This is a genomic window from Janthinobacterium glycogeni (assembly GCF_051380725.1).
Classification (GTDB): domain Bacteria; phylum Pseudomonadota; class Gammaproteobacteria; order Burkholderiales; family Burkholderiaceae_D; genus Janthinobacterium.
In genome coordinates, this window is the sequence record NZ_JBNYXP010000007.1 from 220,192 (window position 1) to 237,534 (window position 17,343).

Below are 17,343 nucleotides of genomic sequence, written 5' to 3' on the forward strand. Positions count from 1 at the left end.
CTTCTCCTTAACCCATCATTTGCAAAGTGGCGTCAAACAAGGTATTCGCCACGGAAATGACTTTCATGTTTGCCTGGTACATATTCTGGAATTCGACCAGGTTCATCGCTTCCTCGTCCTTGTTCACGCCGCTCGTGGATTTCCAGTCGTCGATCGCTTGCGCGCGCACCGTGCTGGCCGTCTTCAGCAAGGCCTGGTTCTGCTGGCTGTAGATCGCCAGCTTGCCGACCAGCTGCGTATCCGCGTCGCTCATCAGGACGGAACCCACCCAGCTGATATTGATCGGTTGATTCTTGATGTCGATCAATTTCTGCAAGTTGCCGCTGTCGCCGGCCTGGCCCGTCAGCGACAGGGCCAGGTCCTTGGCGTTGAAGCCGGGAGTAATGCTCAGCTTGCCATTCGCGTAGGCCAGCAGGGGACCGCCGGCCGTGCCGCCCATGGTTGTTCCCAGCGCCAGCTGCGCGTTGACCTTGCTGGTCAACTGGGTGGCCATGTCTTGCAGCGACTGCTGCAGCGGCTTCAGGGTATTTTTTTCGAACTCGCCCAGGCCGCCCATCTGGCCGCCGATGGCGACCAGATCGAGCGTGTACGAGGACTTGGCGAAATCGAGGCTCAGCGTCTGGTCGCCCGTGTTCGTCATGGTGCTGCTCAGGGTGCCGGCCAGGCTGCCGATGACCAGAGGCTGGCCCGACTTCAGCGAGACATTGCGCGAGCCGTCCGGCTGGTCGAGCACCTCGATGCCCATTTGCGAGGCCAGGCCGTCGATCAGCTGGTCGCGCGCATCCATCAGCGACGACACGTTCGTGCCCGACGCTGTGGAGGTGCTGATGCGCTGGTTCAACGCGGCGATATTGGCCAGGGTGGTATTCGCTTGCGGCACGATCGCTGCCCGTTGTTGCTGGACCGACAGCAACTGGTTGCCCATGACGGTGCTGATGCTGTTGAAGCGCTGCGCCATGGCGTCGGCGGAAGTGACGATCTGCTGGCGCAGCGGCGTCGACGTCGGATCAACGGCGGCCGCGTTCAGGGCCTTGAAGAAACCGTCGATGCCATTGCTGATGCTCGACGCATCGTCGCCCATCACGCGCTCGAGCTGGGTCAGGTAAGGCTGGGTCTGCGAGCGGGCGCCCTGGTCGGACGCGGCACGCCACATTTGCTGGCTCTTATAAGCATCGGCAAAACGCAGCAAGGCGGACACTTCCACGCCATTGCCGGCCGAACGCACGCCGGCGGTGGCGCCAAGCGATGACAGCAGCACACCCTGGCGCGTGTAGCCCGCCGTTTGCAGGTTGGCGATGTTCTGGCTGGCCGCATTGAGTGCGGCCTGGGCGGCGATGCTGCCTGACAATGCATTGCTGATGATGCTCATTGGGCAAGTTTCTTTCGTGAAGAGTGTGGCGCGTGCGGGTGGGCAGGCATTGAATCGTTGTTACCTTGTACAGGCGACGCTTCAGACGGATTTATTAAGCGGCGCCGCAATATTGTCGGTCTTGACAGCGCCACGGGCTGTCACCGGGGCTCCGGCCGGCGGCAGCAGCTGGCGCAGAATGGCGTCGGCGATGCCGAAGGCGCGCTGGCCGGCCATCTTGTCGGCCACCAGGTTATCCGCCATTTCCAGCATGTCGCTGTTGATCGGGTCCTTGAAGACGCTGTCTTCGCCCGCCATCTCGCGCGTGCCCGAACGCATCTGGCGCAGCATGTGCGAGATGAAGAAGGCTTCGAACTTGACGGCCGCCTCGGTGGCCTTGGCCGCATAACGGGGATCGGCCGGCGTGGCCGCGGCGGGAGTCTTGTCGTCGAGCGCCGAGGGCAGGGCGCCGCTGCTGTCGTTGATATTCATCATATGACCACCAGTTCGCCTTCGATGGCCCCGGCTTGGTCCAGGGCTTGCAGAATTGCCATGATGTCATCGGGCGAGGCACCCAGGCTGTTGACCACGTCGATAATCGACTGCAGCTTGGCGCCGGCCGGCCATTTGAACATATTGCCATTGCCCTGGTCGACGGAAACTTTCGACTGCGGCGTAACGGTGGTCTGGCCGCGGCCGAACGGCGCCGGCTGGCTGACGGCCGAACTTTCGGAAATGACGACCTTGAGCGAGCCGTGCGTGACGGCTGCCGCCTTGACGCGCAAGCCTTCGGCGATGACCACGGTGCCGGTGCGCGAATTGAAGACCACTTTCGGCGTATCGACGCCGACATCGACGGAGAGCGCTTCGAGCTTGGCCATGAAGGCCACGCGCTGGGTCGGGTTTTCCGGCGCCAGCACTTCCACGCTGGTGGCGTCGCGCGTGGTGGCGACGGCGCCAAAGCGGCGGTTGACGGCTTCGACGATATTGATGGCCGTCTCGAAATGCGGGTGGCGCAAGTTCAGGGTGACGGTCGGCTTGGTCGAGAAATCGCTGAGGATTTCGCGTTCGATGTTGGCGCCGTTGGGAATGCGGCCCGAGGTGGGCGTATTGACGGTGACGGACGAGCCGCTCTTGCCGGTGGCGTTCAAGCCGCCGACGACGACGTTGCCTTGCGCCAGCGCATACGTTTCATTGTCGGCCGCGCGCAATTGCGTCAGCAGCAAGGTGCCGCCGCGCAAGCTTTTCGCATCGCCCAGCGACGACACGGTGACATCGATGGCCTGGCCACGGCGGTATCCTGGTGGAAACACGGCGCTGACCATGACGGTGGCGACGTTCTTGCTTTTTGCTTCGGCGCCGTCGGGCATCTTCACGCCGAATTGCTTGAGCATGTTGACCACGGACTGGCTGGAAAACTTCACCTGGGTGGTGTCGCCGCTGCCGTTCAGGCCCACGACGAGGCCGTAGCCGACCAGCGGGTTGTCGCGCACGCCCTCGATACTGACCAGGTTACGCAGCACTTGTGCGGCGCTGGCGGGCAGGGCAAAGCCGGAGAGCGCGGCCAGCATGGCTGCCAGGGGCAGGGCGGAACGAAATTTCATGAGCTCACCTTAAAACGGCATCCATGGGCCGACGAAGAAGCGCGTCAGCCAGCCTGGTGTATTGGCTTCGGCCAGGGTGCCCTGGCCGGAATAGGCGATCTGTGCATTGGCGATGCGCAGGGACGAGACCTGGTTGTTCGAATCGATGTCGGCCGCGCGCAGGTAGCCGCGCAGGCGCACGAATTCCTCGCCCTGGTTCAGGGTCAGCGTCTTTTCGCCCTGCACGCGCAGCAAGCCGTTCGGCAGCACTTCCTGCACGATCACGGTGATGGCGCCGGACAGCGCATTTTGCTGCGTGCTGGTCGAGTCGCCGGCGAAGTTGCGGTCGGCCGACAGGTCGATACCCGTCTTGGGCAAGGTCTTGCCGAGGATGTTGGCCGCCTTCACGCCGACGGACGAACCCTTGTTGAACGAGGTGCCGGCCTTCTTGCTCGCCTGCGTGGTTTCCTGCAGGGCCACCGTGACGACGTCGCCGACGCGGAAGGCGCGGCTGTCCGAGATCAGGTCCAGCCCCGCGTCGGGATTGAACACGCCGCCGGCCACGCCGCCGCGCGCAGCGCTGCGCGGCGCCACGGGCAGCGGCGTATCGGAAAAGCTCGGTGCCACCGGCGCAGCCGGCTGGCTGGCGCAACCGGCCATCAACACCAGCAGCATGGCTGCCGTGGCTTTCATGGCGACTGTCATCAGCGTGCCGCTTGCGCCAGGTATTGCAGCATATTGTCGGCGGCCGACAGCACCTTGGTATTCATTTCATAGGTGCGCTGGGCAGCGATCATGTCGACCATCTCTTCGACCACCTGCACGTTCGAGCCTTCCAGGGCGAACTGTTTCAGCTTGCCCAGTGCGCCTTCGCCGGGACGGCCTTCCGTCGGCGTGCCGCTCGATGCCGTTTCCTGGAACAGGTTTTCGCCAAGTGCCAGCAGGCCCGTCGGATTGACGAAGCTGGTCAGGTTCAGCTGGCCCAGCTGGGTGCCGTTGACATTGCCCGGCACGGTGGCCGTGACCATGCCGTTTTCGCCGATGGTGATCGCTGTGGCATTGTTCGGCACGGTGATCTGCGGCACCAGCGGCAAGCCCTGGGCGTTGACCATCACGCCGTTTTCATTGATGCCGAGCTGGCCGGCGCGCGTGTAGGCCGCTTCGCCGTTCGGGCGCAGCACTTGCAAAAAGCCGTTGCCGGTGATGGCGACGTCGAATTCGCGGCTCGTCGTTTGCAGGCTGCCGGTGGTAAACACCTTTTGCGTGCCGACCATGTGCGTGCCGTTACCCAGCTGCACGCCCGATGGCGACAGGGTATTGTCGGCGCGCTGCGTGCCCGGCTGCTGCTCGACCTGGTAAAACAGGTCTTCGAAGACGACGCGGTCGCGCTTGAAGCCGACGGTGTTGACGTTGGCCAGGTTGTTCGCGATGGCTTGCAGTTTGGCGTCTTGTGCCTGCACGCCGGTCTTGCTGATCCACATTGCTGGATTCATGATTTACTCCTGGTAATTGGTTGGCGTTGGGCTCAGGCGCCCAGCAGGCGGTTGCCGGACTCGGTCATCGCGTCGCTGGCCTTGAAAATTTTCATCTGCATCTCGAAACTGCGGTTCAGGCTCATGGTGGCGACCATTTCCTCGACGGCCGACACGTTGCTGCCTTCCAGGTGGCGGTCGCGGATGCGTACCGCCGGGTCGGCCTGCAAGTCTTCGCCGCTGCGCGCCACGATCAGGCCCGCCTCGTTCTTCGTCAATTCGCCCGCTTCCGCATTGACCAGCTTGAGCTTGTCGACCGTCTGCATTTGCGCGGTGCCCGGCACCTGGATGGAAATCGTGCCATCGGCGCCGATCGACAGGCTGGTGTGCTCGGGAATCGTGATCGGGCCGCCTTCGCCCAGCACGGGCCGGCCGTTGATGGTCAGCGCGCCCGTTTCATCGAGGTCCATGGCGCCGGCGCGCGTGTAGGCTTCGCCGTTTTGCCATTGCACAGCGAGAAATCCGGGGCCCGTGACGGCTACGTCGAGTTCGCGTCCCGTTTCCTTGATGGCGCCCGTGCGGGTGCCGACGGCGCTCGACTGCGTCTGCGTCATGTGGCGGTCGTCGTAGCCATAGCCGTTTTGCAGCGGCTGGGCAGTGGACACTTCCAGGTTGGCGCGAAAGCCGCCCGTCTCGATATTGGCCAGGTTGTTGGCGTGTACCTGCTGTGCCCGCAGGGCACGGTCGGCCCCGCTCATGGCGGTATAAATCAGCGCATCCATTGCTTTTTACCTTTGCGTATCGTGGATTACAGCGCTTGCATCAGCGATTGCAGCATGGCGTTCTCGGTCGAGATGACCTTCGAGTTCGCCTGGTAGTTACGCTGCGACGTCATCAGGCCCACCAGTTCGGAGGTGATGTCGACGTTCGACTGTTCCAGCGAGCTCGTCGTCAGTTTGCCGGCCATGCCGACGCCCGGACGGTCATACATGGCGGTGCCGGAGGTGGTCGAGGCGACCCAGCTGGTATCGTTGACGGCCGTCAAGGCGCCTTCGTCGGGGAAGGTGGCCAGGGCGATCACGCCGATGCTTTGCTTCTGGCCGTTCGTGTATTTCGCCACGACGGAGCCGTCATCGGCCAGTTCCACGCCCGTGTAGGTGCCCGAGGCATAGCCGTCGGCGCGGTCGGTCGAGGTGGTCGCTTCGCCAGCGTACTGGGTGGTGCCCGTGTAGTCGATGGCGATCGACAGCGGCGCGGCGCCTGCCGGCGTGCCCAGCGCCAGGTTGACTGGCGCGGTCATGTTCAGCTTGCCGGAGGTATTGAAGGTCATGCTCGTCACCGTCGCCAGATCGGCGTTGTCGAGGGTGTAGTGCACGTCCACGCCCGTTGCCGTCTTGACGAAGTACTGGCCCACCGAGTGCTTGGCGCCCAGCGAATCGTAGACGATCGAGGACTTGGCGCTGTTGTAGCTCAGTTCATTGGTCTTGTCGAAAGCCGGGGTCTTGATGGTCCATTCGGACGACATGTTGGCGGCATACGCCAGCTTGGTCGACGCCACGGCGGGAATCTGGCCCGTCGGAATGTTCATGTCGCCCATGGTGCCCAGGGTGGTGCTGCCCTTGACGGCGGCATAACCCTGCACCAGGCGGCCGTTCGAGTCGATCAGCTTGCCCTCATTGCTGGCCGAAAAGATGCCGACGCGGCTGTAGGTCATGGTGTTTTGCGCATCGCGCGTGACGAAGTAGCCGCGGCCGTCGATGGCCGCGTCGAGCGAGCGGCCCGTGTTCAGCACGCCGCCATTGAGCGACATGCTTTGCGTGATCGAGCCTACTTCCGTGCCCGTGGCGCGCGAACCGGCGTACATGGCCGAAAAGTTGGCGCGGCTGCTCTTGAAACCGTAAGTGCCGGCATTGGCGATATTGTTACTGGTGCTGTTCAACTGTTGGTTGATGGACTGGATACCGGACAGGGCGATGTCGAAACTCATGTTGACTTCCTTTAGTGAAGGACGAGATTAGTGTTCAGGAAACGAAGGGGCGAGCGGATCAGGCCGTCTTGCCGTTAAAGCCGGTGATCGCGCCAGGGTTGACTTCGCCCAGGTTCGACACGCTCAGAATCATGCTGCCATTGGACGACAGGCGCACGCTGTTGAGCTTGCCCGCGATGTCGACCGATGGTTTTTCGGTGCCATTGGTGGTGACCGCCATGCTGTACGTGCCGGCAGGCAAGCCCAAGGCGACGGGATCGATGGTGAACGGCACCGTGCCGGCCGACTTGGCGCCCAGTTCGATCTTGTATTCCTTGTCGTCCAGCCCTTTCAGGGTCACGGTGGTCTTGGTGGTGCCGGCGGCCAGCGCGATGGTGCCGCTGACCTTGCTCTTGTCGAGCTGCACCGTTTCGCTGTTGACCATGACTTCCGAACCCACTTGCGCGCCCAGGGCCAGCACTTGCATCGATTGCAGCACGCTGGCATTGGCGCTGGTCAGCGCCGACAGGTTTTGCATCGCTTCCGTCTGCGCCTGCTGCGTCAATTGATTGACAAACTGGCTCGGATCGGTCGGCGCCAGGGGATCCTGGTTCTTGATCTGCGCGACCAGCAACTTGGTGAACATATCCTGGGTGGCATTGCTTTGCGACTTGACGGCATTGCTGTTGCTATTGCTGCCGCCGGTGTTGTTTGTAAAGAGATTGGTTTCCATGGATTATGCTTCACCTAATTTGAGGAGCGATTGCTGCATCGACTTGATGCGGCCCAGAACTTCGACATTGGTTTCAAACGCGCGCGAGGCCGACATCATGTCGGTCATCTCGGCGACCTGGTTGACGTTGGGGTAGAACACCATGCCGTCGGCATTGGCCATCGGGTGGCCCGGTTCATACACCTTGCGCAGCGGCTCATCGCTTTGCACCACGTCGAGCACCTGTACTCGTCCGCCGGCGCCGCTGGCACCCGGGCCATCCATCACGGCCGCAAACACGGGTTTGCGCGCGCGGTAGGTTTCGCCTTCGGAACCGGCAACGGAATCGGCATTGGCCAGGTTGCTGGCGATGGTATTGAGGCGCACGGTTTGCGCCGCCATCGCCGAACCGGCGATCTTGGAAATATCCTGGAAGCTCATGCTGATCCTTATTGTCCGGAAATGGCCTTGGACAGACCCTTCAGTTTCATGTTGACGAAAGTGAGGCTGGTCTGGAAGTCGGTGGCATTCTGCGAGAACGCCGCCTGCTCGACGCCGATTTCGACGGTATTGCCGTCGCGGCTGGGGTGGTAGGGTACGCGGTACAGGGCACTGGCATCGTCATCGGTCGACAGCAGGCCGGCCTCGTTATCCTGCAATTGTTGCAGGGCGCTGCCGAAATCCATGTCCATGGCCTGGAAGCCGGGCGTGTTTTCATTGGCGATGTTGGCCGCCAGCACGCGTGTACGGTCGGCACGCAGCGCGAGTGCATCGGCATGCACGCCCAGCGCATCCTTGAAATTAATCCCCATGGTCATCCTTTGTGTTGAATTCGATCGTGCTTTTTGCGGTTTGGTCCAGAAAATAAGTGGTGCAGAGGTAAAATCCCAGCCAAGTCATGTTGACGCATGGTAAGGTCATGCCGCTTCAGTATCTTTGATTAAGGTTAGCAATGATTTACTTTGAGAACTATTCCGTGATGTGGAACAAGGCGCAATGTCGTCACATACTGCTGCCAAGCCTATTTTTACTGACCAGCCTATATAGTAGTGCAGGTCGCGCAGAATTGCCAGCCGACAATATATTTTCGCGTGTGGAACAGTTAGCTCGTGAGCAATTGACACAGCAGGCGGCCACGGCGGGACTGCTGGAACCCCAGTTTCAGGTGACCGTCGTGAAAAGCACGCGCCCCATGCCGGCGTGCGCCGCGCCCGTTGCGCTGGAAACGGCGGACAGCCGCACGGCGCAGCGCATGCGCTTTGTCGCAGTGTGTCCTGGAAGCAACGGATGGCGTTACGAAATGCTGGCGCGCGGCAGCATCACGGCGCAAGTGGCCGTCACCAGCGCCCCCGTCACGGCCAATACGCCGTTGCAATCGGGTGACGTGGCGCTGGCGCGGCGCGACGTGACGATGGTGCCGGACAGTATTTCCGCCTTGCCTGGCGCGATTGGCCTGTCGAGCCGGCGCAGCTTGCGCGCCGGCGAAGTGCTGCGCCAGGGGCAGCTGGCCTCGCCCGTGCTGATCAAGCGGGGCAGTGCGGTCAACATCGTGGCGCGCAAGGAGCAGGTGGAAGTGAGCATGGCCGGCGAGGCGATGGATCCGGGCGCGCTTGGCGAGCTGATCCGCGTGCGCAACGCCACCAGCGGCACGGTGATACGTGCCAGGGTGGTCGATGCGGGCGTGGTGGAACCGGCCGATATGCCGGGCCGTTAAGGAGAGTCAGTCCGCAGCGGCCGTGCGCTGCAGACGTGTCGCCAGCTGCGTCAGCTTGGCGGCATAGTTGGGGTCGGTGGCATAACCGCCGCGCGCCAAACCCTGCGCGAAGGCGCCCGCGTCGGCGCCCGTGTTGAGGGCGGCGCGGTAGCGCGGATTGTCGAGCAGTACTTGCGCATAGTCGCGGAAGGCGCTGGCCTGGTCCGGATAGCTGCGGAAGCGCTCGGTTTTCTTCAGCGCCGTGCCGCTGCCGGCCTCGTATTCGGTCGTCAGGTTGCTGGCGACGTCGCCCTGCCATTTACCGCCGGCCTTGATGCCGAACAGATTATTGGTGTCCGCGCCCGTGCCCTGGCGCAGCGGACGCTGGCCCCAGCCCGATTCCAGCGCCGCGTGGGCGGCGACGATTTCCGGCGCCACGCCCAGGCGCGCGCCCGTTTCTTCCGTCCATGGCTTGATCGAGGCGAGGAATTGCTGCTGCGTTTCGCCGATCTCGCCGCCCTGGCTGATGGCGCCCAGCACATTGACGGGCTGGCTCTGTTCCAGATAGGCGCGTCCTTGCGGGCTCAGGTTGGTGGCGTTGCCGCCGCCCTGTTCGATGAAGCGGGCCACTTCGCCCTGTACCTGCCGGAACACGCTGCCAAAGTTGCCGCTGGAGGCCGTGGATTCGGTGGCGCGCATATTGCTCTGCACGGCATGGGTCGCCGCCGTCGATGGCGTCGCCGCCGTGGCGCGGGTGGTCAGGAAATCAGCCTGGCGCATACGTATCTTCCTCGCCATGCAGCACGCGCTGCATGATGCTGTACTGCTCTGTTAATAAATCGCTGTTGCGGGCATTCAGGCGCTTGCATTCGAGCACCATCTGCTCGAGCGCGGCCCAGTCGCGCTGGGCGGTCGCACGCGCATCTTCTTGCAACAGCGCAAACAATTGGGGCATGTCGCCTTGCGGGCCCAGCAGGGCGGTGACGAGACTGACCCGCTGGCGTCGGCGCGCATCGAGGGGCTCGACGGCGGCGACGACCTGGTCGGCCAGCGCCGTCAGCCGGGTGCTCTGGTGGTGCAAGGTGGCCTGGAATTGCTCTTCCAATAAGGTTTGCAGGGCGGCATAGCCGGCGCGGTCGTCCGTCATGCCTTGCAGCACGCGGCGCACGGCTTCCTGGCGCGTGATGCCCTTGCGCGGCGCGGTCACGACTCACCGCCGTGGAAACGCTGGATCAGGCCCGCCAGTTTCGATGGATCGAACGGCAATTCGCCCTTGGCCAGCGCATCGCGCAGCATGGCCACGCGTTCATGGTCGATCTCGGGCATGGCGCGCAGGGCGGCCATGGCCGGCTGCAGCACGGCCGATTGCAGTTCCGCCCCGGCCGACGAGCCTTGCATGACGCCAGCGGCGCCCGCGTTCTCGGCGATCGCCTCGGCCGGCGCGACGGCGCTGCTGCGCACGGCGGCGCCGGTGTTGCCGGAGGAGATTTTCATACGTTGTCCCTTGCCCTTAATTTGCATGCTCTTCCCGATCTTTCTTTGCGGGCAGGCCCAGTTTTTCGCGCAGGCGTTGCAGGGTGCCGGAGTCCGGCTCACCCACCTGCAGCTCTTCGCCCTGCGCCTTTTGTCCGGCCATGCCGAACATGGCGGCGATGCTGTCGGCCTGGCCACGCGTCAATATTAACAGTTCGATGCGGCGGTTGATGCCGGCGCTGGCATTTTTCACGTCCAGCGGCGCGCGGTCGGCCATGCCGACCACTTGCAGCACGCTGTCCGGACTCATGCTGCCGATCAGCAATTGCGCGCGCGCCGACATGGCGCGGTTGGCCGACAGGGTCCAGTTTGAAAAGCCTTCATAGCCGGTATTGGCGTACTGCATCGAGTCCGTATGGCCGACGATCAGCATCTGGTTGTCCATTTGCGCAAACACGGGCCCCATCTGGCGCAGCAGCTTGCGGAAACGGTCGGTCGGCACGGCGCTGCCGCGCACGAACATGCCTTGCTTGTCCGTATCGTGCAGCATGACGCGCAAGCCGTAGGGCGTGATCACCGATTGCAGATTGCTCTTCAGTCCCGCTTCGTCGCTGAGCTTGTCGAGCGCGCGCGACAGGGAGAGCAAGTCTTCCGGCGACTGGTAGCTCACTTTCGTCTGGTTTTGCGGCGCGCTGCCGGCCTTGCCGTCCTGCGTCTGCTTGCCTTCCGTGCGCGTGTCGCCGGTACCCTTGCGGGGCATGGGGAAGCGCTCGATCAGGCTGCCGCGCGGGCCGCCTTTCTGTTCCGGCATGACGCCCTGGCCTTCGCCCTGGCGGCTGCCCGCCGATGCGTCCATCATGATTTCCTTCATCGCCTGCTGCTCGCGCGCGGCCATCAGCCACAGCACGAGGAACAGCGACAGCAGGGCCAGGCAAAAGTCGGCGAACGCTACTTTCCAGGCGCCGCCATGGCCATCGTCGTCATGCTTGCGGCCGGCACGCTTGATGATGGCCTGTTCATGTTTCTCATGCGGCTTTAGCACGGCGGCCTCCCCGGCCTTGGCCTTGCTCTTGTTCGGCGCCGCCATCTTCCAGCGCATTGATCCAGCTTTCCAGCTGGGCGAAGCTCGGCTTGATGTTCAGCTGCACCAGGCGGCGGCCCGCGTCGATGGCCAGCAGGGGCGGTTTGCCCGCCACGTGCGTGACCAGCACGACCTTCACGCATTCCATGGTCGAGCCTTCCTCGCCCACCAGCTGTTTCATCATGTTGCACATCGGATCGAGCACGCCGTAGCAAAAGAAGATGCCGATGAAGGTACCGACCATGGCGGCGCCCACTTTTTCCGAAATTTCCGCCGCATCGGCGCCGTCGGCCACGGAATTCATGGCCATCACGATGCCCAGAACGGCGGCCAGAATACCGAAGCCGGGCATGGCTTCGGCGATCTTGTGCAGGGACTTTGACGGCTGCAGCAATTCGTCGTGGATGGCTTCCAGTTCCTGCTCCAGCACGCCTTCGAGCTCATGCGCGTTGATCTTACCCATCGCCATCAAACGGAAGTTGTCGACGATGAAGGCCAGCAGCTTCGGCTCTTCCAGCACCAGCGGATAGCGCTGGAACAGGGCGCTTTCGCGCGGCGCCTCGACGTGGGCGTCCAGCGCCTTCAGGCCGCCGGCGGCCGTTTGCAGCAGTTCATACATCAGCAGCAGCAACTGGCGCTGGAATTCCGAGCCTTGCTTCTTGTGCGTGACGATCTTGCGCATCTGGTGCAGCATTTCACCGAGTACATGCTTCGGGTTGCCCAGCACCAGGGCGCCGACGGCGGCGCCGATGATGATGATCAACTCGACCGGTTGCCAGATCGCGTGGACGGTGCCGCCCATCAGGGCGAAGCCTCCGAATACACACCCCATCACGATTAAGATACCGATAATTACCATGTCAACTGCCTTTCTGCGTCATTGTGCTGCGTCAATTTGATGGATAGTGCTGAAACTTATGCGTCTTGCAGCATGGCTTTCATCTTGCCCAGCGCCGTCTTGTTGAGCTGGCAGACGCGGGCGTCGCTCAGGTCCAGTACGGCGGCTATTTCTTTGTAGCTCAGTTCGAATTCGTAATACATCTGGATCACGCGCTGCTCGCGTTCGTCGAGCGCGCGCAGCGCCTGCTCCAGGCTGCGCCGCACCATCAATTGCTCTTCCGGGCTCGGTGCGCTGTCGGCCTGTCCCAGGCTTTCCTGCAGCACTTCATCGAAACTGGCGATCAGCTCGGCGTTTTCCGCCAACTGGTATTCCTGGAAAGCTTCCGGCGTCAGCTTCAGCGCGGCCATGATTTCCGCGTCCAGCGGCTCGCGTCCCAGGCGGCGGGTCAGGGCGCGCACGCTGTCGCGCAGGCGGTGGCTTTCCTGGCGCACGGCGCGCGGGCGCCAGTCCTGGCGTCGCAGTTCATCGAGGATGGCGCCACGGATGCGCAGGCTGGCATAGCTGCCGAAAGACTGATCCGGCACGCCGTAGCGGCGCAAGGCTTCGAGCAGGCCCATCAGGCCGATCTGTTCCATGTCGTCGCGGTCGATGGCGCCCGACACCTGCGAATTGAGCTGGCGTACGATGCGTTTCACCAACGGGGAGTACGCCACCAGATGTTGTTGCTCTTCAGCAACGCTGAGCACGGCCGCGCAAGCGCTGGCGGCGGCATATTCGCCGGCGCCATACGCTTCCTGGTATTGCTCTACATAGGCCAAGGGATCTCCCACTAGGTCGGCTGGCGTGTTGGCTTATTCAATGATCAGCTTGCCGACCATGACTTCGGTGAACGGTTTTTCCATCTGTTCACGCTCGTAGCTGACATTGAAGGCCTTGTTGATCTGCTCGGCATATTGTTCCACGGTCATGGTCTGCGCCTTGTCCAGCGGAAAACTCGACAAGGTGCTGACGGCGATCGAGCGCATCAGCGGCAAGTGGTCCTTGGTCAGCTTTTCCTTTTCCTCGGTGGTGGCGATCACCAGGTCGGCCGACAGGTAATGCGTTTCGCCTTCGCCGGGGCCGCGGCGCAACATCACGATGACTTTATCCAGCGTGAGGAACTTGCGCGCCTTCTTGCCCGTGGCGGGCGGTGGCGGGGCTTTCGCTTCGGCGACATCGGCATGGCCGGCGACCGGCTTGGCCAGATACCAGATGGCGCCGCCAGCGGCGCCAGCGGCCAGCACGGCCACGCCGACAAAGCCGGCTATCAGTTTCATTTTCATATTCATCAGGCGGTCTCTCGCTCGTGGCTGGCGTAAGTGGTAGCGGCAGTGCTGCCGTCGTACAGGGCGCGTCCCGGCTCGGCGTCGTCCTGCTGGCGGCCCGGCTGACGCTGGCCGCGCGCATCGCCTTCGGCGAACGCCTGGGCGGCGGGGCTGCGCGGGGTGGCGCTGATATTGACGGCCACGTCGGTGTACTGGCGCTGCGTCAGGTCGCTGCGCATGTTCTCGCCGATGCCTTGCAACTGGCGCAACACTTCCGAATTCGACGCCGTGACGTTTACCTGCAGCGCGCCGGCCGTGTGGCGGATGGAAATCTCAATGCGGCCCAGCATGGGCGGGTCGAGGCGGATCGTCGCGTGTTCGCTGTTGCGGCCGATCTGCGTCTGCAGGCGTTCGCCCAGCGCTTCGCGCAGCGGTTCCTGCCATTGCTGGGCTGGCCCGTTGAGCTTGATGGTGTCGCCGGCCGGGGCCGCTGTAGCCGTATTGCCGACCGCGCCCGTCAGGCCCAGGTTGGGCGTGGCCGGCGCCGGCGTCGCGGCGCCACGTTCGCCTTCGCGCGCGGCAACGGCAGGTGCGGCGACGGCGGTTGCCGGCGCGCTTTGCTGCAGCAGCGATTCGAACGGTTGTGCCGGCGCGCCGCCCTTGGCGACCGTTGCCGGGTTGGCGGCAGCCACCGGCTCGCGCGTGTCGCGGCCTGGCGCTGGCGCTGGCGCCGGTGCGTTCAGGGTGACCGCCGACGGATGCAGGGTGATGTTGAGTGCAGGATTGGCTTGCGCCACATTCGCCTGCACCTGTGTCTGTGCTTGTGTCTGTACTTGCGCCTGGGCGGCGGCACGTGCCTCGGCTGCGGCCGCGTCCGTTGGCGGCAGCATGGTCACCGGCAAGCCGATGACGGGGGCGGCCATGGCCGGCAGGCTGCTGTCGGCCTGGCTGTCGCTGTTGCTCTCCTTCGCGGGAGCGGGCGTATCGGCATCGGCCGTTTCCACGCCCGTCACGTCAAGCACCTGCGCAAACAGGGGCAGGGCGGAGGCCACGGCGCCAGTAGCGGCATAGCCTGGTGTGCCGGGCAAGGCGGCGGCCTGTGACGGCGCTGCCGCCGGTACCGGTGCGGATGCCGCAGGGGTCGCCGGTGCCGGAGCGGCCGGCGCCGTGTTGAAGTTCATGATCATGCTTGATTCCCGTCCGAGTCGTATTCGCCGAGCGCGGCGTAGGCGACCCAACCTTCCTTATTTGCCTGTAATGCACCCAGGTGTTGACCCAGGCGTTCTTTTTCCTCAGAGCAAATTTTAACCGCTTGCGCGTGATTTTTGCGCAATTGCAACAATTCTGTTTGTTCCAGCGCATTCCATGCGCCTCGTTCGGCCAGCAGGGGGATGTTTTTCGCCAGGCTGGCGGACAGTTTCCCCATTGCTTCCCAATCCGCTTGCGCGATGGCGGCGCTCAATTGCCGGTTCAGCTGTTGCAGGACGCCGCGCCTAGGCATTGTTGGTCTGGACGCCCACCCAGCCGCGCTTGATGGTGGTCATCAGGGTCGTCACTTCGTCGATCAGGGTCGGGTCGAGCTTGATGCCGGCCGTGTACAGGCGCGCCACGCAATAGTCGTACAGACGGGCCAGGTTGACGACCACTTCGCCGCCATTGTCGAAATCGAGCGAGCTCGACAGACCGTTGATGATCTGCGTGCATTTATCCAGGCTGATGGCCTTTTGCTCGTAGCGCTTGCCTACGATATGCCCGCGCGCGCGCGCCAGTTCTTCCAGCAGGCCGTCCGTCAGCACCAGTACCAGCTCGACCGGTGTGGCGCGGGCGGTCTGGGCATCCAGGTTGACGGCATGGTAGTTGCCGTAAGCTTCATTGTTTAACATGATTGTCTTCTCGCTATGTTAACTGTGGCGGCGCGGCAGGCGCATCCGCCTTAGGATTTATTGTTGCTAAACATGGCATCGAACATATCGGACGTCTTGCTCATTTGCTCCTGCATTACTTGCAGGCGTGAAAATTGATCGAGGAAACGTTTGTATGCCGTGTCATATTGGGCCGTGAGGCGCTCACCGCTCTTGACCAGGCTTTTTTGCAGCTTGTCCGTGGCGGCCTGGCGCTGGGTGATCTGGCCCTTGGTCACATTGCTCCACTGGCCCAGTACCTTGTCCAGGCTGCCGAGTACGCCGGCCGGGGCGGACAGGCTGTTGTTGCCAAAAAGCTTGTCCAGGCCCGTCGGGTTGTCGGCCAGCTTGGCCGTCAGCTTGGCGGCGTTGAGGCTGATTGTGCCGTCGCGCTGGGCCGTAATGCCGTAGGACACGAGCGAGACGCCATTGACGTTCAGGCGCAGGGCATTGCCCATGCTGGTGCGCAGGGCATTCAGGCCGGAATCATGGGCGAAGATGCCCGCGGCGATGTTCTTTTCCGGATTGCCGGGACTGGCCAGGCCATCCATCAGGCTTTTCAGCTTGTTGTAGGCATCGACGAACGCTTGCACGTTGGCGGCGGTGCCGGAGTTGTCCGTGGCGACGGTCAGCGTGACGGGCGCTTCGCCGGCACTCATGGCGCGCGTGAACGTGATTTTCACATCCTGCACGTTGGTGAATGTATTCGATGCCTGCGTGATGGCGGTGCCGCCGGGTTTGCCGCCCAGCCAGACGATGGCGTCGTCAGCCTTGACGACTTCCTTGATGTTGGCTGGAGCGATCATCGCGCCTTTCAGCGCGATATTGTCGACAGCGCTGGCGTCGAGCGTGGCGGCGTTGGCAATGCCCGTCGCATTCGACGTCAGTACCAGTTGCGCCTGGTTATTGATGGTCACGATGGACGCCGTGACGCGCGAATTGTTCTTGCTGTTGCCGTTGATGGCGGCAGCGATTTCTTGCGGTGTCAGTGTGCCGTTGCCATCCTTGTCGGCGGCGGCCAGGTCGATGTCGAGCGTGTTGTCGCCCACGCCATCGCCGATTTTCACTTTCAGCGTGCCCGTGCCATCGGCGGTATTGACGCTGCTCAAGCCGCCATACGACATCTGGCTGGCCGTGGCCAGTTTTTCAACAAAAAAGGAATAGGTGCCCGGCGTCGCATTGATGCCTGCCGTGGCCGTGCCATAGCCGGCGGCCGGGAAGGTGGCGGACTGGCTCAGCACCGATTTGCTGCTGGTCATGGCCGACATGGCGCTCTGGAAGGCGGAGATGGCCGACTTCAAGTTACCCAGCGCCGTGCTGGTGTTGCTGGCCAGCGTGTTTTGCGCCTGCAGGGCAGCCTTTTGCGCGGCGACTGCCTTGGTCGCCAGTTTTTCGGCCGTTGGGATCGGATCGTATTGCGGTGCAGTAATTACGCTTGCCATGCCAGACTCCTGAATAAAGGGATATACCGGTACAAGGCGACCCCTATTCCCGTTTTGTGAAGTTTTCCTGAAAGAAACTTATACCAAGCTCATTTTACCTGCCCGCGGAACCAGAATTGCGTCGCCAGCTCGTCTTGCCGCTTGGCATCGACACGTTGTTGCTCATTTGCAACATATTTTTGTTTTTGCGTCAGCACCTGGTCCAGCACTTCGCGCTTGGCCCAGGCGGTATTGAGCGCGCGTTGCGAGACGGCCATGTTGGCCTCGTGCAAATGCAGGTCGGTACGGTGCTGGTCGGCCATCTGCATGACGGCTTGCTTGAAGTTGCCGCAGTTGACGGACAGGGCCAGGGGCAGGGCGCCGCTGGGGCCGCTATCCGTGTACAGGCCCGTCAGGCGCTCCAGGTTTTTCTGGTAGCGCTCGCGCACGGCCGTCTGCGCCGCCATTTCGCCTTGCAGGCGTTCCACTTCGGTGCTGCGCAGGCCGACCAGGGTGGTCAGGTTGCGGATGGTATGCGCGTCGCTCAC

23 protein-coding genes are annotated in these 17,343 nt (G+C 63.0%); 1 reads left to right on the top strand and 22 read right to left on the bottom strand.

Features of this window, described 5'->3' with window-relative positions:
- Positions 1-7: 7 nt before the first annotated feature.
- From flgK to flgB, 10 genes are all read right to left on the bottom strand, one after another.
- Positions 8-1,369 carry a flagellar hook-associated protein FlgK gene (gene flgK / locus ACQ4W4_RS18165; RefSeq protein WP_436543179.1) on the bottom strand — a complete coding sequence of 454 codons (1,362 nt, stop codon included), beginning with the start codon at positions 1,367-1,369 and terminating at the stop codon, positions 8-10.
- A gap of 81 nt (positions 1,370-1,450) precedes the next feature.
- On the bottom strand, positions 1,451-1,843 hold the full coding sequence (locus tag ACQ4W4_RS18170) for a rod-binding protein (RefSeq protein WP_436543180.1): 393 nt from the start codon (positions 1,841-1,843) through the stop codon (positions 1,451-1,453).
- Complete coding sequence (locus ACQ4W4_RS18175) at positions 1,840-2,952, bottom strand: flagellar basal body P-ring protein FlgI (RefSeq protein WP_070219890.1); 1,113 nt, start codon at positions 2,950-2,952, stop codon at positions 1,840-1,842. The genes ACQ4W4_RS18170 and ACQ4W4_RS18175 overlap by 4 nt, the downstream gene beginning before the upstream one ends.
- 9 nt (positions 2,953-2,961) lie before the next feature.
- Positions 2,962-3,624 (bottom strand): flagellar basal body L-ring protein FlgH, encoded by a 663-nt coding sequence (gene flgH / locus ACQ4W4_RS18180; protein WP_436543181.1) that lies wholly within the window; start codon positions 3,622-3,624, stop codon positions 2,962-2,964.
- A gap of 11 nt (positions 3,625-3,635) precedes the next feature.
- On the bottom strand, positions 3,636-4,424 hold the full coding sequence (gene flgG / locus ACQ4W4_RS18185; RefSeq protein ID WP_170909686.1) for a flagellar basal-body rod protein FlgG: 789 nt from the start codon (positions 4,422-4,424) through the stop codon (positions 3,636-3,638).
- Between the two features lie 32 nt (positions 4,425-4,456).
- Complete coding sequence (locus tag ACQ4W4_RS18190) at positions 4,457-5,185, bottom strand: flagellar basal body rod protein FlgF (RefSeq protein ID WP_436543182.1); 729 nt, start codon at positions 5,183-5,185, stop codon at positions 4,457-4,459.
- 26 nt (positions 5,186-5,211) lie between these two features.
- The gene (locus ACQ4W4_RS18195) at positions 5,212-6,390 is read right to left on the bottom strand and encodes a flagellar hook protein FlgE (protein ID WP_436543183.1); all 1,179 of its coding nucleotides are present in this window, start codon (positions 6,388-6,390) and stop codon (positions 5,212-5,214) included.
- Between the two features lie 58 nt (positions 6,391-6,448).
- Positions 6,449-7,102: a flagellar hook capping FlgD N-terminal domain-containing protein gene (locus tag ACQ4W4_RS18200; protein ID WP_436543184.1), complete on the bottom strand. Its 654-nt coding sequence runs from the start codon at positions 7,100-7,102 to the stop codon at positions 6,449-6,451.
- Positions 7,103-7,105: 3 nt separating this feature from the next.
- A complete protein-coding gene (gene flgC / locus ACQ4W4_RS18205) occupies positions 7,106-7,522 on the bottom strand; it encodes a flagellar basal body rod protein FlgC (RefSeq protein ID WP_034757795.1) in 417 nt (138 codons plus the stop codon).
- A gap of 8 nt (positions 7,523-7,530) precedes the next feature.
- Positions 7,531-7,893 carry a flagellar basal body rod protein FlgB gene (gene flgB / locus ACQ4W4_RS18210; protein ID WP_034758109.1) on the bottom strand — a complete coding sequence of 121 codons (363 nt, stop codon included), beginning with the start codon at positions 7,891-7,893 and terminating at the stop codon, positions 7,531-7,533.
- A gap of 305 nt (positions 7,894-8,198) precedes the next feature.
- On the opposite strand from flgB, the gene flgA reads away from it, so the two are divergent.
- The gene (gene flgA / locus ACQ4W4_RS18215; protein ID WP_436543185.1) at positions 8,199-8,795 is read left to right on the top strand and encodes a flagellar basal body P-ring formation chaperone FlgA; all 597 of its coding nucleotides are present in this window, start codon (positions 8,199-8,201) and stop codon (positions 8,793-8,795) included.
- A 6-nt stretch (positions 8,796-8,801) separates the two neighbouring features.
- Here flgA and ACQ4W4_RS18220 read toward each other — a convergent pair whose 3' ends face one another.
- The 12 genes from ACQ4W4_RS18220 to ACQ4W4_RS18275 all read right to left on the bottom strand — a co-directional run bounded on the left by ACQ4W4_RS18220 (position 8,802) and on the right by ACQ4W4_RS18275 (position 17,343).
- Entirely contained in the window at positions 8,802-9,554 is a 753-nt protein-coding gene (locus ACQ4W4_RS18220) for a glycoside hydrolase family 73 protein (protein ID WP_436543186.1), read from the bottom strand.
- Positions 9,541-9,981 carry a flagellar export chaperone FlgN gene (gene flgN / locus ACQ4W4_RS18225; protein WP_083287147.1) on the bottom strand — a complete coding sequence of 147 codons (441 nt, stop codon included), beginning with the start codon at positions 9,979-9,981 and terminating at the stop codon, positions 9,541-9,543. Before flgN ends, ACQ4W4_RS18220 begins: the two co-directional genes overlap by 14 nt.
- Positions 9,978-10,268, bottom strand: coding sequence for a flagellar biosynthesis anti-sigma factor FlgM (gene flgM / locus ACQ4W4_RS18230; RefSeq protein ID WP_436543187.1), 291 nt, complete (start codon positions 10,266-10,268; stop codon positions 9,978-9,980). Before flgM ends, flgN begins: the two co-directional genes overlap by 4 nt.
- A 16-nt stretch (positions 10,269-10,284) precedes the next feature.
- On the bottom strand, positions 10,285-11,346 hold the full coding sequence (locus tag ACQ4W4_RS18235; RefSeq protein ID WP_436543188.1) for a flagellar motor protein MotB: 1,062 nt from the start codon (positions 11,344-11,346) through the stop codon (positions 10,285-10,287).
- A complete protein-coding gene (gene motA / locus ACQ4W4_RS18240; protein ID WP_034757817.1) occupies positions 11,273-12,187 on the bottom strand; it encodes a flagellar motor stator protein MotA in 915 nt (304 codons plus the stop codon). The genes ACQ4W4_RS18235 and motA overlap by 74 nt, the downstream gene beginning before the upstream one ends.
- A gap of 56 nt (positions 12,188-12,243) precedes the next feature.
- Positions 12,244-12,987: a FliA/WhiG family RNA polymerase sigma factor gene (locus ACQ4W4_RS18245; protein WP_046684903.1), complete on the bottom strand. Its 744-nt coding sequence runs from the start codon at positions 12,985-12,987 to the stop codon at positions 12,244-12,246.
- Between the two features lie 33 nt (positions 12,988-13,020).
- Positions 13,021-13,485, bottom strand: a complete 465-nt coding sequence (locus tag ACQ4W4_RS18250; RefSeq protein ID WP_306798497.1) for a flagellar basal body-associated FliL family protein — start codon at positions 13,483-13,485, stop codon at positions 13,021-13,023.
- Between the two features lie 11 nt (positions 13,486-13,496).
- A complete protein-coding gene (locus ACQ4W4_RS18255; RefSeq protein WP_436543189.1) occupies positions 13,497-14,660 on the bottom strand; it encodes a flagellar hook-length control protein FliK in 1,164 nt (387 codons plus the stop codon).
- On the bottom strand, positions 14,657-14,935 hold the full coding sequence (locus ACQ4W4_RS18260) for a hypothetical protein (protein WP_230492253.1): 279 nt from the start codon (positions 14,933-14,935) through the stop codon (positions 14,657-14,659). Before ACQ4W4_RS18260 ends, ACQ4W4_RS18255 begins: the two co-directional genes overlap by 4 nt.
- 31 nt (positions 14,936-14,966) lie before the next feature.
- Positions 14,967-15,356, bottom strand: a complete 390-nt coding sequence (gene fliS / locus ACQ4W4_RS18265) for a flagellar export chaperone FliS (protein WP_436543190.1) — start codon at positions 15,354-15,356, stop codon at positions 14,967-14,969.
- A 50-nt stretch (positions 15,357-15,406) separates the two neighbouring features.
- Entirely contained in the window at positions 15,407-16,816 is a 1,410-nt protein-coding gene (gene fliD / locus ACQ4W4_RS18270) for a flagellar filament capping protein FliD (protein ID WP_436543191.1), read from the bottom strand.
- An 89-nt stretch (positions 16,817-16,905) separates the two neighbouring features.
- On the bottom strand, positions 16,906-17,343 hold the full coding sequence (locus ACQ4W4_RS18275; RefSeq protein ID WP_077403163.1) for a flagellar export protein FliJ: 438 nt from the start codon (positions 17,341-17,343) through the stop codon (positions 16,906-16,908).